Raw genomic sequence first — 15,193 nt, 5'->3', positions numbered from 1 at the left:
GGCGGCCGGCTGAACCTGACGCTGAGGCGCGTGACGAAGCCCTGATCCGGCCCCCTTTCTTTCATGCCTTTCATGCGCGCTCGCACAAGCGCGGCCCCTGCAAAAAAACCATCATCATGGCTCGCTAGTTTGCGCGCCGGACAAGTGGGTCGCGTTCAAGGGGAGTGAAGGGCATGGATCGCATCACGAGACGTCAGGCGTTGACGGGATTGTCGGCGGCGACGGGGCTTGGCCTTGCAAGCTGCGCCGAGACCGGTCTCGCGAAGACGGAAACGCAGAGCGTCTCCTTCGACCATGGCGTCGCCAGCGGCGATCCGCGCGCCGATGCGATCATCATCTGGACCCGTGCGACGGTGGCCGACCCCGTCTCCGTTCCGCTGCGCTGGCAGCTCGCCGAGGATGCGGCCTTCTCGAAAATCGTCGCCGAGGGCACGGCCGAGGCAACGCCCGCCCGCGACCACACCGCGAAAGTCGACGTGACGGGGCTTGCGCCCGGCCGGAGCTATTTCTACCGCTTCGCCGCCGGCAAGGTGACGTCGCCCATCGGCCGCACCAGGACGCTGCCGACGAAAGGCATCGACAAGGCGCGTTTCGCGGTCGTCTCCTGCTCGCATTACGCCTTCGGCTATTACCACGTCTATCGCGAGATCGCGGCGACGGACGGGATCGACGCGGTCGTCCATCTCGGCGACTACATTTATGAATATGGCCGCGAGGGGTATGGCGGCGAGGTCGGCAAGGCGCTCGATCGCGAGCATCTGCCGCCGCACGAGATCGTGACGCTCGCCGACTATCGTGCTCGTTTCGCGCAATACCGTACCGATCCCGACCTCCAGGCGGCTCATGCCTCGGCCCCCTTCATCACCGTCTGGGACGATCACGAGACGGCGAATGATTCATGGGTCGGCGGTGCCGAGAACCACGATCCGCGGACGGAAGGAAAATGGGAGACGCGGCGCGACGTCGCGATCCGCGCCTATTTCGAATGGATGCCGATGCGCGACCCGGCGCCGGGCGAGGCTTTCTACACGCTGAACCGCTCCTACGACTATGGCGACATCGCCTCGCTCCATGTCGTCGAAACCCGCCTTACCGGCCGCATGCATCAGCTCAAATATGCGCGCGACATGCTTTATGTCGAAACCGCCTTCGACGTTTCAAATCCGGCAAGGCCGGTCGCCGTGACGGACAAGGCGCGTCTCGCCGCCTTGTCGCAAGAGGCGGTCATCCGCCTGAAGACACCCTTCGATGTTCATGGCCGGCCCATCCGCGACTATGCAAAGGTAAAGGCGTGGAACGAGGCGGGCCTTCCCGCCGGCTATACCTGGAAGCCCGACACCAAGCGCTTCCACGCCGAAATCCTCAATGACGAACGCCGCACGCTGATGGGCACGAAGCAGGAAGCCTGGCTCGCCGGCGAACTGAAGGCATCGACGGCCGATGGCATCAAATGGCAGGTGCTCGCCAACCAGATCGTGATGGCGAAGATGGACGCGCCCGATTTCAGCAAGGCCTTCCCCGCCGACATCGTCGCCGCGGCGAGCGCGAAAAACCCGCAGGCCAAGCGCTGGATCGAACAGACGAAGCTCGGCCTGCCCCTCAACACGGACGCCTGGGACGGCTATCCCGCCGCGCGCGAACGCCTCTACGGATCGGCCCGCGACGCGGAGGCGAACCTGCTTGTGCTCGCGGGCGACTCGCACATCCTCTGGGCGAACGAGCTTCATGACGATGACGGCGCGCTGCGCGGCGTCGAATTCGCGACTTCGGGTGTCACCTCGCCGAGCCCCTATGGCTATTTCGGCGACGACGCCCGCGTGCCCGTCGCCGCTCGCACTGCGCTGACGACGCATTGCCCCGAGGTGAAGTATGTCGACGTCGTCCATAACGGCTTCATCCTCCTCACCCTGACGCGCGACAAGGCGGAAGCCGACTACATCGGCGTCTCGACCGTGCGCGCGAAGGACTATGCGGTCCTGCCCCTCGCGCGTTTCGAAGTGACGGCGGAAAAGCCGGGCAAGCTCTCGGGCCTCGTGAAGGTCTGACCCCTCGATCCGATCCTCAATAAGGCGTCCATCCCGGGATCGGCGAGACGCCGAAGAGCCAGTGATGCGCGTAGAGCATCAGCACGAAGGCGATGAGGCTCGCAAGAATGCGCCACCAGGCATGGCGCGTGAAGTGGAATTTCGTCCGTCCACTGACCATGGCGGCGAAGGGCAGGTTGGAGGTTCGCGCGGCGAAGGCGTCCCATTTGGGGCCGAGCTTGCGGCGGCGCTTCTCGTCGATCGAGAGCGTGCCGAGGGCGGCGAGCACGAGGAACGTGCCGAAGAAGATGATCGACGCCTTGTCGCCGTTGATCGCGATGTGCAGCGTGGACCAGATGATGACCGACCAGAGAAAGGGATGCCGCGTGATATGGACGATGCCGAGCGCGTCCTGGCCCTCGGTCTCGAGAACGCCTTCCGATTTGAAGGCGGTCGGGTTCGGCGTGGTGAGGCCGACCACCGCGAAAAGGAAGGCGACGAGCATCACGAGCGGCGCGAGATGGGTGAGCCAGAGAGGCGCGACCCAGTAAAGCCGGTCGGGCTGCATGACGGCTTCGTTATAGCCGATGGCGAGCCAGACGATCCCGCCGACGGACGCGAGCGAAAAGGCGCCGAGATAAGGCCATTCGCCGACGGCGCCCACGATGACCTCGCGCAGCCTCGTCCCCGAAACGGCGAGATGGATCGCCAGAAAGAACGCAGCCGCGGCCCATAGAGTCAGCATCGAATTCCCCTCCCTCAAATATAACGATGTTATATCTGGCCATTGGCCCCTCCGATTCAAGGGGCTTTGCCAGCATGCCCCAGTTTTTTGTCGATACAAAAATATACCTCGGTCCATTTTTCTCTTTCGCCTCCGCCGCACCTCCGCCAAGCTCCATCCCAATATGGGGTCACGCGAGGGGGCGGGGATAAGTTGGGAAAGCGGCCGAATTTTCTGGTGATCGTCGCCGACGATCTGGGTTTTTCCGACATCGGCGCCTTTGGCGGCGAGATCGCGACGCCGCATCTCGATGCGCTGGCGATGGAGGGGCTCCGCCTCACCAATTTCCATTCGGCGCCCGCCTGCGCGCCGACCCGCGCCATGCTGATGACGGGCGTGGATCCCCACATCGCCGGCCTCGGCACCCATGTCGAGGTGCTGCACCCGACCCAGCGCGGCAAGCCCGGCTATGAGGGCTATCTCAATGAACGTGTCGCGACCCTGCCCGAGCTTCTGCGCGACGCGGGCTATCTCACGCTGATGTCCGGCAAATGGCATCTGGGCGACACGCTCGAAACCTCGCCCCATGCGCGCGGCTTCACGCGCTCCTTCGCGCTTCTGCCCGGCGCCGCCAACCATTACGCCTCCTCGCCGAAGGCCGGCACCGGCTTTCCGAGGCAGGACACTCTTTATACGGAAGATGATCGCTTCGTAGATCTTCCAGAGGATTTCTACTCGTCGGACGGCTTTACGACGAAGCTGCTGCACTATCTCGACGAGCGGGACGACGACAGGCCCTTCTTCGCCTATCTCGCCTTCTCGGCGCCGCACTGGCCGCTCCAGGCGCCGGACGATCTCATCGCGAAATACAAGGGCCGCTACGATGCCGGTCCCGAAGCGTTGCGCGAGGAGCGCCTCGACCGTCTGAAGGCGCTCGGCCTTTGCGCGCAGGACATCAAGGCGCATCCCATCGTCGCAAAGAACAAGCCCTGGGACGAGATGAACGACGAGGAGCGCGCCCGCTCCGCCCGCGCCATGGAAGTCTATGCAGCCATGGTCGAGCGTCTCGACTGGAATGTCGGCCGCCTCGTCGAGTATCTAAAGAGGACCGGCGAACTCGACGACACCGTCATTCTCTTCATGTCCGACAATGGCGCCGAGGGCGCGCTGATCGAGGCCGTGCCGGTCTTCGGCCCCTATCTGATGGATTTCATCTCGAAATATTACGACAATAGCCTGGCGAATATCGGCCGGTCGAATTCCTACGTCTGGTACGGACCGCGCTGGGCGCAAGCCGCAACCGCGCCCTCGCGCCTCTACAAGACCTATACGTCGCAGGGCGGCATCCGCGTCGTCGCCTTCGCCCGCGCGCCTTCGCTCGTCTCGGCGCCCGGCATCGGCCATGCCTTCTCGACCGTCATGGACGTGATGCCGACGCTGCTCGACCTCGCCGGCGCGGCGCATCCGGCACCCGATTACAAGGGCCGCAAGGTCGTCGAACCGATGGGCCGTTCGCTCCTGCCCTGGCTCAGGGGCGAAGCGGAAGAAGTCCACCCGAAGGATGCCGTCACCGGCTGGGAGTTCTTCGGTCGTCGCGGCATTCGCAAGGGCGACTGGAAGGCGATCTGGATTCCCGCACCCGAAGGGACCGGCGATTGGCAACTCTACAATGTCGCGGCCGATCCCGGTGAAACCGACGACCGCGCCAGGGAGGAGCCGACGCGCCTCGACGAGCTTCTCGCGCTATGGGACGACTATGTCGAGAAGGCGGGCGTCGTAATGGTCGCGATTCCGACCTGAACGAAGATCTCAGGCCTTGGTGTCGACATGGGCGCCATTGCCGTTGGGCTTCGGCGTGCCGTCCTCGGCCTTGGCGACGCCGACGCGGGCTGCGCGCAAGAGCCGGTCGCCGATCGAATAGCCTGCCTCGACGACATGAACGACCGTGCCGGCCGGCTGGCCCGATCCCGGCACCTCGAACATGGCCTCGTGCAGATTGGCATCGAAGCGGTCGCCCGGCGCCGGGGTGATTTCCTTGATGCCGTGCCGCTCGAAGGTTGAGAGAAGCTGGCGCTCCGTCATCTCGACGCCCTCGATCAGCGCCTTCACGGTCGCCGGCGCGGCGTCGCGTTCCTCGGGCTTCAGCGCCGCGATGGCGCGGCGGAGATTGTCGGACACCTGCACCATGTCGCGGGCAAAGCTCGCCGCGCCGTAGCGCGCCGCGTCCTGCTTTTCGCGTTCGGCGCGGCGGCGCACATTCTCAGCCTCCGCGACGGCGCGCAGCAATTTGTCCTTCAATTCGGCATTCTCGGCCTGCAGCGCCGTCAGCACGGCGAAGGGATCGGGTTCCGCCTGAGCCTCGGCCGGCGCGTCGGTCTCGGGTTCCGGCTGCGGAGCCGTGCCCATCGCCGCCGCTTCGTTTTCGTTGTTCTGGTCGCTCATAAGTCTTTCCGTGGGGATTTGGCGCTTCCGATGTGCGCGCTGGAGCCCGCCCTGTCAACCTGTCCGCTTCGATTTGCCGCCGGCGCTAGTTGATCAGGCGGCCGACGAGCTTTGCCGTGTAATCGACCATCGGGATGACGCGGGCATAATTGAGCCGCGTCGGACCGATGACGCCGAGCACGCCGACGACCTGCTGGCGCTTGTCCATATAGGGGCTGATGATGAGAGATGAGCCCGACAGCGAGAAAAGCTTGTTCTCCGAGCCGATGAAGATGCGGACCCCGTCGGCCTGTTCGGCGAGCCCGAGAAGCTGCACAAGTTCGCGCTTGTTCTCGATCTCGTCGAAGAGAAGCCGCACCCGCTCGAGGTCTTCCATCGCATGGACGTCTTCGAGGAGCCGCGCCTGGCCCCGCACGATCAGCGATTTGGACAGGGGATCGTCATTCTGCGCCGCCTTCGAGCCTGACCATGTGGCGAGCCCCGAAGCGATGACGCGTGAGGTGAGTTCGTTGAGCTCGGCCCTTTGCGTTTCCATCTCGCCCGCTAGGATCGCCTTCGATTCCTCGAAGGTCTTGCCCCGCAGCCGCGCGTTCAGATAGTTCGTCGCCTCGGCCAGCGCCGAGGGCGGCAGGCCCTTGGCCACCTCGATGACGCGGTTCTCGACCTCGCCGCCTTCGGTGACGATGACGACGAGCGCCCGGCCGGGATCCATCGGCACGAATTCGATATGCTTCAGTGAAGCGTCATATTTAGGCGCGACGACGAAGCCGGCGGCATGGCTGAGGCCCGACAGCATCTTGGAGGCCTCGTCGAGCACGTCCTCGACGCTTTTATGCTGGCCCGAGACCTGGCGCTCGATCGAACGGCGTTCGTCCTCGCTGATGTCGCCGATTTCGAGGAGCCCGTCGACGAACATGCGCAAACCCGCCTCCGTCGGCATGCGGCCGGCGCTGGTATGCGGCGAGAAGAGAAGGCCGAGCGCCTCCAGATCCGACATCACGTTGCGGATCGAGGCCGCCGACAGCGACATGGGCAAATGGCGCGAGAGAAAACGTGAGCCCACGGGGTCGCCCGTCTCGAGATAGGTCTCGACGACACGGCGCAATATCTCGCGCGAGCGATCGTTGAGATCCTTGACGGCAACCATGGATTTTTGCGTGTCCTGAGCTTGTTTGGAGCGGCCCTGAATCTAGGAAGCGAGGCCGCTCGCGTCAATTCCGGCGCGGTCGCCGGAGGTCTTTCCCGATGCTTGTACCACAGGCTTTGCCTTTGCGGCCCGCCCGCGCTACTAAACCGGCAACCCGAACGCCAATAAACAAGAACGGAAGAGAAGGTTCCCATGCGTCCATCCGGCCGTGCGCCCCACGAAATGAGGGCCGTCAGCCTCGAACGCGGCGTCATCAAGCATGCCGAGGGCTCCTGCCTGGTCAAATTCGGCGACACCCATGTGCTCTGCACCGCGAGCCTCGAGGAGCGCGTGCCGCCCTTCCTGAAGGGCAAGGGCGCCGGCTGGGTGACGGCCGAATACGGCATGCTGCCGCGCTCGACCCATGAGCGCATGCGCCGCGAGGCCGCGCAGGGCAAGCAGTCCGGTCGCACACAGGAGATCCAGCGCCTGATCGGCCGCTCGCTCAGGTCCGTGGTCGACATGAAGCTCCTCGGCGAGCGCCAGATCTCGATCGATTGCGACGTGCTGCAGGCCGATGGCGGTACGCGCACCGCCTCGATCACCGGCGCCTGGGTCGCGCTGCACGACTGCATCCAGTGGATGATCGCCCGCAACATGCTGACCGTCTCGCCGATCAAGGATCACGTCGCGGCGATTTCCTGTGGCATCTATCGGGGCGTTCCGGTCGCCGATCTCGATTACGCCGAGGATTCCGAAGCCGATACGGATGCGAATTTCGTCATCACCGGCAAGGGCGGTATCTGCGAAATCCAGGGCACGGCCGAAGCCGAACCTTTCAGCGAGGAGGAATTGACGCAGCTTCTCGGCCTCGCCAAAACCTCCATCGCCCATCTGGTCGAACGCCAGAAGCAGGCGGTCGCCTGATGACGCGGGCCTTTGCCGGGAAAACGCTGGTGGTTGCAAGCCACAATGCGGGCAAGGTGCGGGAAATTCGCGAGCTGCTTGCGCCTTTCGGCATCGAAACGGTTTCGGCGGGCGATCTGGGTCTTCCGGAGCCCGACGAGACCGGCGACACCTTCCGCGCCAATGCGGAGCTGAAAGCGCTGGCGGCGGCAAAGGCAAGTGGCAAGCCGGCCCTGTCCGACGATTCCGGTCTTTGCGTCGATGCGCTGAACGGCGCCCCCGGCATCCAGTCGGCGCGCTGGGCCGGTCCGCAAAAGGATTTCGACTTCGCCATGGAGCGCGTCCGCCTCGGCCTCGTCGAGGAAGGGACCCTCGATACCAGCGCGCATTTCATCTGCGGTCTTGCGCTCGCCTGGCCGGATGGACACATCGAATATTTCGAGGGTCGGGTCGATGGCGAACTCGTCTGGCCGCCGCGTGGCGCGAAGGGTTTCGGCTACGATCCGATGTTCGTACCCAATGGTCATAGCGAGACCTTCGGCGAGATGGAGCCCGAGCGTAAACACGCGATGTCGCACCGCGCCGACGCGTTCCGGAAACTGGTCGATGGTTGTTTCAAAAACTGACCATCTCTCTAATGGTGTCACCCCGGCCTTGTCCCGGGGGCCAGGGGCTGCAAGCTCCACAGTCGATGCCCCTGGATCCCGGCATGAAGCCGGGATGACAACAGATGGAGACTCCGGCGTCCCCGATTTCGGCGTTTATGTCCACTGGCCTTTCTGCCTGTCGAAATGCCCCTACTGCGACTTCAATTCCCACGTCGTCGCCAATGTCGATCAGGCGCAATGGGCGCGGGCGCTGACGCGCGAACTTGACTACATGCGGGCGATGACCGGCCCGCGCGAAGTCCGCTCGATCTTCTTCGGCGGCGGCACGCCTTCGCTGATGGAGGTCTCGACGGTCGAGACGGTTCTTTCCGCCATTGCGCGCCTCTGGAGCGTCGACACCGCCGTCGAGATATCGCTCGAGGCCAATCCCACCAGCGTCGAGGCCGAGCGCTTCCGCGGCTACCGGGCCGTCGGCGTCAACCGTCTCTCGCTCGGCGTCCAGTCGCTCGACGACCGCGAATTGAAATTTCTCGGCCGCCTCCACAGCGCCGAGGAGGCCTTGAAGGCGATCGCGCTCGCCCGTGAAACCTTCCCGCGCCTCTCCTTCGATCTCATCTATGCACGGCCCGGCCAGACGGCGGAGGCCTGGGCACGCGAACTCCGCCTCGCCCTCGCCCATGCCGCCGATCATCTCTCGCTCTATCAATTGACCATCGAGGAGGGCACGGCCTTCGCGCGTCTCTACGAGAAGGGCGCGTTCAGGTTGCCGGAAGAAGAGGACGCGGCTGAGCTCTACCGCCTGACCGGCGAAATCGCGGCCGAGTCTGGATTGTCCGCCTACGAAGTATCGAACTATGCCAAACCTGGCGCCGAATGCCGGCACAATCTCGTCTACTGGCGCTATGGCGATTATGCGGGCGTCGGCCCCGGCGCGCATGGCCGGGTGACCGCAGAGGGCCGCCGCCTCGCGACGCGCACGCTGAAGGCGCCTGGCGCCTGGTTCGCCTCCGTCGAAAACGCGGGCCACGGTCTCGAAGCGTCCGAAGAGATTGCACCGGCGGAACAGGGCGATGAAATGATGCTGATGGGCTTGCGTCTCGAGGAGGGCGTCTCGCTCGCACGGCATGCGCGTCTTGCGGGCCGCGCGCTCGACGAGGTTCGCGTCGAAGGCCTCGTCCGCGACGGGCTTCTGATCCGCGACGGCGACCGCATCGCGGCGACCCCGCAAGGCCGGCTCGTCCTCGATCCGCTGCTCGCGCGCCTGCTGGCCTGAAACCCGTTCCCTCTCAGAGCGAAGGCGGTACGCCGAAGCTCGTCGGCGCCGGGTCGACGACGGTGGCGCCGCTGCCATGCATTTCCATGATGGCGAGGCCGCGCTCGGTCCGGCCCTCGGGCAGGAAACGGAAAATGCCGTCGACGCCGGCAAAGCCGTCGGGCTCCGTCAGCGTTTCCACCGTGAAGCGTTCGCCTTCGGGCTTGGCCGACAGCGCGACGGCAAGGCTCACCGCATCATAGGCAAGGCTCGCGATGCGTGGCGGCGTTGCGCCATAGACGCGGGTATAGCGGGCCACGAACTGTTCATGCGCTTCGGGCGGCGGCGCCGGATACCAGGCGCCTTCGAGCGACGGCTCGCGCTGCAGCGAAGGATCGTCCCAGAGGCCGGTGCCGAGATACTTCACCTTGCGCGGATCGATGTCGTAATAGGGCAGTAGCGGCGCCAGCGCCCGGAGCCGCGCCCCGCCCTCGGGCACGAAGACCGCCTGATAGCCGAGATCGCCGATCGTATCGCGCTTCTCGAGATCCTTGAGCCCTTGCGTGTCGCCCGCCGCCTTGAGCTCGGCCCGCTTGGCGAGCAGCGCGCCGTGGCGGCCGCCGTAATTCGCCAGCCGCTGCACCGGCCCTGTCATGCCGTCGGGACTGCCCGAATAGCTTTCCTCGGTGACGATGTGGCCGGCACGCGCCGAGACGGCCTCCTCGAAGACCGCGCGCACCCGGTTGCCGTAATCGTTCTGGGGGAAGAGCGCGGCGAATTTGGTCATGCCCTGCAGCATCGCGTAGTCGACGACGCGGTTGACGTCGGCCGCCGGCTGGAAGGAGAGAAGATAGACGCCGTTGCCGGCGACCGTGATGTCCGTCGAGAAGGCGACGACCGGCACGTTGACGCCGCGCGCGACCGGCGCGACCGCGCTCACCTCCTCGGCGAAAAGTGGCCCCAGGATGAGGTCGGCGCCTTCCTGGACCGCTTCCGTCGCCGCTGTCTGTGCGCCGATGGCGCTGCCGCCTGTCGCCTTGGGGATCAGCAGGATGTTCGGATTGTCGAATTCGAACAGCGCGAGCTGCGCCGCGTTGTAGAGCGAGGTGGACAGAGCGCGGACATCCGCCCGCGACGAATTGAAGGGCAGCAGCAGCGCCACACGGATGAGCGGCCGGCCCTGCATCTGCTTCGGGGTGTAATACCGGCTGGGGTCCCGGGCGATGCCGGCCGGCTGCGCGGCCTGCGGTGGCGGTTGCACGGCGATGGGCGGCGCTTGCACGACGGGCCGCGGCGCCGGCGCCTCGGTCCGCCCGAAGCCGGCGCATCCGGCAAGGCCCGCCGTCAGACCGAGAAGGACGAGGGCGGTCGATAGCGAACGAAGTGGGCCCGAACGGCGGGATCCCGGAAAACGGCAAGAGACGAAACGGAACATGCGGACAGGATTTCCCCAAAAAGCGACGGCTGGAGCCTAATCGCGGGACCTGTTCAAGTAAACGCCGCAAGCCCGCCGCGGGGCCCCGGCATTGCCAAATAAGGTTGCCCGGCGCAAGGTCGCCACACTCCGAAGCCCTCAATTTTCCGATCGCCGAACCTGAAAGCCCCGATGTCGAAAGCCGACCGTTCCCTCAAGCCTCTCGCGCCCGGTCTTTATGTGACGGCGACGCCCATCGGCAACGCCTCGGACATCAGCCTGCGCGCGCTCGACGTGCTGCGCGGGGCCGATCTGGTGCTCTGCGAGGATACGCGGGTGACGGCGAAGCTCTTCGCCATTCACGGGCTCGACACGAAAATGGCGCCCTATCATGACCACAACGCCGCCGAAATGCGGCCGAAGGTGCTGCGCCGCCTCGAAGCCGGGGAACGCATCGCCCTCGTCTCGGACGCCGGCACGCCGCTCATTTCCGATCCCGGCTACAAGCTCGTCCGCGAAGCGGTCGATGCCGGCCACCATGTAACGACGCTGCCCGGCGCTTCGTCGGTGATGGCGGCGCTGACGTTGGCCGCCCTGCCGACCGACCGCTTTTTCTTCGCGGGTTTCCTCTCGGCGAAACAGGAAGCGCGCAAGAAGGAACTCGCCGACCTCGCGGCCATTCCGGCGACGCTCGTCTTTCTTGAAAGCGCAAACCGGCTCGCCGCTTCCCTCGCCGACATGAGCGCTTCTTTCGGTTCGAGGGAGGCCGCCGTCGCGCGCGAGCTGACCAAGCGTTTCGAGGAGGTGCGGCGCGGCTCACTCAAAGACTTGGCCGCGCAATACGAGGAAGCCGGCGCGCCGAAGGGCGAAATCGTGGTCGTCGTCGGACCGCCCGCCGCCCGCGCGCCGCTCTGCGCCCATGAAGTCGACGCGATGCTCGAAAACGCATTGAAGCGGACGAGCCTCAAGGACGCGGTCGCCGAGGTCACGACCATGACGGGGCTGCCCCGGCGGGACGTCTATGCCCGCGCGCTTGCTCTCTCGGAGAGCGGCGAGTGAAAGGCGACGCGTCGCGGGGGCGGCTTGCCCATGCCTCGGGCCTCAGGGCCGAGGCGCTGGCGGCGCTGATGCTTCAGCTCAAGGGCTACCGCATCCTCGCGCGCCGCATGAAGACGCGGGCCGGCGAGATCGACCTCGTCGCGAAACGAGGGCGTCTCCTGGTCTTCGTCGAGGTCAAGGCGAGGGCGGACATGCTCGCCGCCGCCGACGCGCTGGCGATGCGCCAGCGCCTGCGGCTCGCCCGCGCCGCCGAGCTTTTCGTCAGCACCCGTCCGGCGTTGGGCCATCTCGACATGCGGTTCGATGTGGTGCTGGTCGCGCCGCGCCGCTGGCCGCGCCATCTGGCCGATGCCTGGCGGCCCTGATTTTCTTTCGGCGCCATAATCTTGCCGCATCGGGACGGACACTTTCGGCCTCCGGTTCGTTTCCCGGTTCGCCTGCGTCCAGAGATTGCGCCCCAGAAGGAGAAAACATGCGACACCTCCCGGCCACCCGGTATTTCCCGGTGCTTTTTGTCTCCGTCGTCTGCGTGTCCGCCTTCTGTGTGTCTGGCTGCGTGCCGCTGGTGGTCGGCGCGGGCGCGACGGGCGCCGTCGTCGCGGCGCAGGATCGCGGCTTCGAGCAGGGCGTTAACGACAATGAGATCGCCTTCGAGATCAATCGCAAGCTCGCCGAAAAGGACGCCGACCTCTTCCGCCGCGTTTCGACCCAGGTCAACAAGGGCCGCGTCGTCCTGATCGGCACGGTCGCCAAACCCGAGGACCGCATCACGGCGACCAAGACCGTCTGGACGGTCGGCGGCGTGAAGGAGGTCGTCGATCAGTTGCAGGTCGGCAAGCCTCTGAGCTTTTCGGAAAGCACCGCCGACACGGTCATCACGACGAAGCTTCGCGCCGCCATCACCGGCGACGGCAACATCTCGAGCATCAACTATTCGATCGAGACGCTGCGCGGCACCGTCTATCTGATGGGCATCGCGCAGGACAAGGCCGAACTCGATCGCGTGATCTCGCATGCGCGCGGCATTTCCGGCGTCCGCAACGTCGTGTCGAACGTCGAAGTCAAATCCGCTGCAACGCAGTAATTCTCCGGAAACGATTCTTCGCGGACGACGCCGGACTCATCTTGCCGTCACCGCGTTTCCCGCGCCATGATCGGGCATGGGCAAGGCGGAAGACAAGATCGAAGCCGAATTGCGTGCGGCGGGCGAGGCGCCTGACGAGGCGCTCGATCTCGCGCGGCTGGCGCTCGCCTTCGCCGCATTGGATCGTCCGTCGGTTGCCCGCGCCGCATACGAGAAACATCTGACGGAACTTGTCCGCGCTTTCGACACGGCGCTCGCGCGCGGGCGAACACCGGACAAGATTGCCGAAAAAATCGGAGGCGCTGCGTCCGCCGAGGTGGTGGCCGAACTCCTGTCGAGCATCCTTGCCGGCCGCTTTTCCTACCACGGCGACACCGAGAGTTACGACGATCCGAAAAACGCCAACCTGATGCATGTGATCGACCGACGAAAAGGCCTGCCGGTCACGCTTGGCATTCTTTATCTCCATGTCGGCCGGGCGCTGGGCCTCGACATTTGTGGCCTCAACTTTCCGGGCCACTTCGTGCTGCGCCTGCGCGTCGGTCAATCCGGGGGCCAGTCGGCGGCGATCATCGATCCCTTCAACCGGGGCCAGATCCTTTCGACAGCCGATCTTCTGCGCCTGATCCGCAGCATTGAGGGGCCGGATGCGAAGTTGACGCCCGACATTTATGCGCCGGTCACCGCGCGCGACATCCTGCTCCGCCTCGAAAACAATATTCTGAGCCGCGCTATCCGTGCCAATGAACTCGACCGGGCCCGCGACGTCGTCGCCCGCATGATCTGGCTGGCGCCGCGCCGCGCGGGACTCCATTTCGAACTTGGCCGTCTCGAGGTCCATGCCGGCCATATGAGTGCCGCCGCACGGGCCTTCGAAACCTGCCGCAGCATGGCCTCGGGCGATGGCGAGATGCGCATCGCCGGCATGGCCGAGGAAGCGTTGCGGCGGCTGAAGGCAAGGCTGAACTAGGGACGCGGCATCGGCAGCATCTGCACCGATTGTATGAAGTCACGCGCCGCATCGCCGAGGCCGGTCAGCATCATCTCGACGCCGATGGTCGCGACGATCAGGCCCATCAGCCGCGTCACCACGGTGAGGTTGGTCTCGCCGAGGAAACGCACGATGCGCGGCGCCTGCATGAACATGACATAGGTCGCGGCCGAGACGACGACGAAGGCGCCGATCGAAATGGCGTTATAGAGAAAGCCGGGATTGGCCGCGAAGCCGACAGCGGTGGCGATGGTGCCGGGCCCTGCGATCAGCGGCATGCCGAGCGGCGAGACCGCGATCGAAAGCTGCGCCCTGATGACGTCCTCGGGCGGCTCGCCGCCTTCGACCTGACGCGGTACCTGCACGGACGAGGAGCGGCCCTGAAGCATTTCATAGCCGACGATGGCGACGAGAATGCCGCCCGCGATCCTGAGCGCCGCCATGGTGATGCCGAACATCTCGAAAATGAGCTTGCCGCCGAGGCTGAAGAAGACGACCACGAAAAGCGCCGTCAGCACCGCGTTGCGGGCGATGGCGCGGCGCACGCGCAAGGGGTCGCCCCGGGTCAGGGCAATGAAGATCGGCGTCGCCGAAATCGGGTTCGCGATGGCGAAATAGCCGGCCAGCGCCGTCAGGGCGAAAGTGATGAGTTCGTTGTTCATGGTCTCTCCGGTCGCCGGAGAGAGTCGGACTTTGGCCCCGAAGTTTCAAGCGCCGCCGCTTCCCTCTGGCCTTTTTGTCCGTCCCTCCCCATCTTGGAGCCGGATGGGCTAGAACAGGACGCCCGCCTCGACAAGAAACCAGCCTCAAGACCGGAGCCCCCATGAGCCTCAAAGTCGCGATCCAGATGGACCCGGTCCATACGATCAACATCAACGCGGATTCGACCTTCGCCCTGGGGCTCGAGGCGCAGGCGCGCGGTCATAAATTGTGGTTCTACGAGACGAAGGAGCTTTCGATGCGCGACGGTCGCGTCTATGCGCGCGGCCGCTCCATGACGCTCCGCCGCGAGATCGGCAATCATGTGACGCTGGGCAGCATGGAGAAGATCGACCTTCACGCGGTCGATGTCGTGCTGATGCGCCAGGACCCGCCCTTCGACATGGGCTACATCACCGCGACCCATATGCTCGAGGCGATCCACCCGAAGACGCTGGTCGTGAACGATCCGGCGGAGGTGAGGAACGCCCCCGAGAAATTATTCGCGACGCGCTTCGAGGGATTGCTCCCGCCGACCCTCATCAGCCGCGACCCTGAGGAAATCCGCGCCTTCCGCAAGGAATTCGGCGACATCATCGTGAAGCCCCTTTTCGGCAATGGCGGTGCGGGCGTCTTCCGCATCCGCGAGGGCGACGAGAATCTGAACTCGCTTCTTGAAATGTTCGGTCAGATGAACCGAGAGCCGGTCATCGTGCAGAAATATCTGGCCGACGTGCGCAAGGGCGACAAGCGCATCATCCTGGTCGACGGTAAACCGGTCGGCGCCATCAACCGCGTGCCCGCCGAGGGCGAGGCGCGCTCCAACATGCATGTCGGCGGCCGCGCCGAGCAGTCGAAGCTGAC

15 protein-coding genes are annotated in these 15,193 nt (G+C 65.3%); 10 read left to right on the top strand and 5 right to left on the bottom strand.

Features of this window, described 5'->3' with window-relative positions; translation table 11 throughout:
- Positions 1-173: 173 nt before the first annotated feature.
- Positions 174-2,045 (top strand): alkaline phosphatase D family protein, encoded by a 1,872-nt coding sequence (locus VMR03_RS01890; protein WP_325401719.1) that lies wholly within the window; start codon positions 174-176, stop codon positions 2,043-2,045.
- Between the two features lie 16 nt (positions 2,046-2,061).
- Here VMR03_RS01890 and VMR03_RS01885 read toward each other — a convergent pair whose 3' ends face one another.
- Positions 2,062-2,769, bottom strand: a complete 708-nt coding sequence (locus tag VMR03_RS01885) for an NnrU family protein (RefSeq protein ID WP_325401717.1) — start codon at positions 2,767-2,769, stop codon at positions 2,062-2,064.
- A gap of 192 nt (positions 2,770-2,961) precedes the next feature.
- Here VMR03_RS01885 and VMR03_RS01880 point away from each other — a divergent pair, with 192 nt between their 5' ends.
- Positions 2,962-4,548, top strand: a complete 1,587-nt coding sequence (locus tag VMR03_RS01880) for an arylsulfatase (RefSeq protein WP_325401715.1) — start codon at positions 2,962-2,964, stop codon at positions 4,546-4,548.
- A gap of 9 nt (positions 4,549-4,557) precedes the next feature.
- Here VMR03_RS01880 and grpE read toward each other — a convergent pair whose 3' ends face one another.
- Together grpE and hrcA are read right to left on the bottom strand one after the other, a co-directional pair.
- On the bottom strand, positions 4,558-5,190 hold the full coding sequence (grpE, locus tag VMR03_RS01875; RefSeq protein WP_325401713.1) for a nucleotide exchange factor GrpE: 633 nt from the start codon (positions 5,188-5,190) through the stop codon (positions 4,558-4,560).
- 85 nt (positions 5,191-5,275) lie between these two features.
- Entirely contained in the window at positions 5,276-6,337 is a 1,062-nt protein-coding gene (gene hrcA, locus VMR03_RS01870) for a heat-inducible transcriptional repressor HrcA (RefSeq protein WP_325401711.1), read from the bottom strand.
- A 192-nt stretch (positions 6,338-6,529) separates the two neighbouring features.
- Between hrcA and rph the strand changes: the two genes are divergently transcribed.
- From rph to hemW, 3 genes are all read left to right on the top strand, one after another.
- A complete protein-coding gene (gene rph / locus VMR03_RS01865; protein ID WP_325401709.1) occupies positions 6,530-7,243 on the top strand; it encodes a ribonuclease PH in 714 nt (237 codons plus the stop codon).
- Positions 7,243-7,848, top strand: a complete 606-nt coding sequence (gene rdgB, locus VMR03_RS01860; RefSeq protein ID WP_325401707.1) for an RdgB/HAM1 family non-canonical purine NTP pyrophosphatase — start codon at positions 7,243-7,245, stop codon at positions 7,846-7,848. Before rph ends, rdgB begins: the two co-directional genes overlap by 1 nt.
- Before the next feature lie 94 nt (positions 7,849-7,942).
- Positions 7,943-9,103 (top strand): radical SAM family heme chaperone HemW, encoded by a 1,161-nt coding sequence (gene hemW, locus VMR03_RS01855; protein ID WP_325401705.1) that lies wholly within the window; start codon positions 7,943-7,945, stop codon positions 9,101-9,103.
- 13 nt (positions 9,104-9,116) lie between these two features.
- Here the strand turns inward: hemW and VMR03_RS01850 are convergent, their stop codons facing one another.
- Complete coding sequence (locus VMR03_RS01850) at positions 9,117-10,364, bottom strand: penicillin-binding protein activator (RefSeq protein ID WP_325401703.1); 1,248 nt, start codon at positions 10,362-10,364, stop codon at positions 9,117-9,119.
- A 324-nt stretch (positions 10,365-10,688) separates the two neighbouring features.
- On the opposite strand from VMR03_RS01850, the gene rsmI reads away from it, so the two are divergent.
- From rsmI to VMR03_RS01830, 4 genes are all read left to right on the top strand, one after another.
- Positions 10,689-11,555 (top strand): 16S rRNA (cytidine(1402)-2'-O)-methyltransferase, encoded by an 867-nt coding sequence (rsmI, locus tag VMR03_RS01845; protein WP_325401701.1) that lies wholly within the window; start codon positions 10,689-10,691, stop codon positions 11,553-11,555.
- Positions 11,552-11,920, top strand: a complete 369-nt coding sequence (locus VMR03_RS01840) for a YraN family protein (RefSeq protein WP_325401699.1) — start codon at positions 11,552-11,554, stop codon at positions 11,918-11,920. Before rsmI ends, VMR03_RS01840 begins: the two co-directional genes overlap by 4 nt.
- Before the next feature lie 107 nt (positions 11,921-12,027).
- Positions 12,028-12,639: a BON domain-containing protein gene (locus tag VMR03_RS01835; RefSeq protein ID WP_325401697.1), complete on the top strand. Its 612-nt coding sequence runs from the start codon at positions 12,028-12,030 to the stop codon at positions 12,637-12,639.
- 76 nt (positions 12,640-12,715) lie between these two features.
- Positions 12,716-13,609, top strand: a complete 894-nt coding sequence (locus VMR03_RS01830; protein ID WP_325401695.1) for a transglutaminase-like domain-containing protein — start codon at positions 12,716-12,718, stop codon at positions 13,607-13,609.
- Here VMR03_RS01830 and VMR03_RS01825 read toward each other — a convergent pair.
- Entirely contained in the window at positions 13,606-14,292 is a 687-nt protein-coding gene (locus VMR03_RS01825) for a MarC family protein (RefSeq protein WP_325401693.1), read from the bottom strand. The two genes, VMR03_RS01830 and VMR03_RS01825, sit on opposite strands and share 4 nt — an antisense overlap.
- Positions 14,293-14,453: 161 nt before the next feature.
- On the opposite strand from VMR03_RS01825, the gene gshB reads away from it, so the two are divergent.
- On the top strand, positions 14,454-15,193 hold a 740-nt coding region (gene gshB, locus VMR03_RS01820), incomplete at its 3' end, for a glutathione synthase (RefSeq protein ID WP_325401691.1).

Source organism: Parvibaculum sp. (genome assembly GCF_035511255.1).
Classification (GTDB): Bacteria; Pseudomonadota; Alphaproteobacteria; order Parvibaculales; family Parvibaculaceae; genus Parvibaculum.
Note: the sequence above shows the minus strand (reverse complement) of the source record. Positions and strands in the feature narration are given on the sequence as shown.

Coding starts and splice junctions, on each gene's coding strand:
- VMR03_RS01830 (WP_325401695.1), top strand. CDS start 12,716: ATGGGCAAGGCGGAAGACAAGATCGAAGCCGAATTGCGTGCGGCGGGC.
- VMR03_RS01835 (WP_325401697.1), top strand. CDS start 12,028: ATGCGACACCTCCCGGCCACCCGGTATTTCCCGGTGCTTTTTGTCTCC.
- rdgB (WP_325401707.1), top strand. CDS start 7,243: ATGACGCGGGCCTTTGCCGGGAAAACGCTGGTGGTTGCAAGCCACAAT.
- grpE (WP_325401713.1), bottom strand. CDS start 5,190: ATGAGCGACCAGAACAACGAAAACGAAGCGGCGGCGATGGGCACGGCT.
- hrcA (WP_325401711.1), bottom strand. CDS start 6,337: ATGGTTGCCGTCAAGGATCTCAACGATCGCTCGCGCGAGATATTGCGC.
- hemW (WP_325401705.1), top strand. CDS start 7,943: ATGACAACAGATGGAGACTCCGGCGTCCCCGATTTCGGCGTTTATGTC.
- rsmI (WP_325401701.1), top strand. CDS start 10,689: ATGTCGAAAGCCGACCGTTCCCTCAAGCCTCTCGCGCCCGGTCTTTAT.
- rph (WP_325401709.1), top strand. CDS start 6,530: ATGCGTCCATCCGGCCGTGCGCCCCACGAAATGAGGGCCGTCAGCCTC.
- VMR03_RS01890 (WP_325401719.1), top strand. CDS start 174: ATGGATCGCATCACGAGACGTCAGGCGTTGACGGGATTGTCGGCGGCG.
- VMR03_RS01825 (WP_325401693.1), bottom strand. CDS start 14,292: ATGAACAACGAACTCATCACTTTCGCCCTGACGGCGCTGGCCGGCTAT.
- VMR03_RS01885 (WP_325401717.1), bottom strand. CDS start 2,769: ATGCTGACTCTATGGGCCGCGGCTGCGTTCTTTCTGGCGATCCATCTC.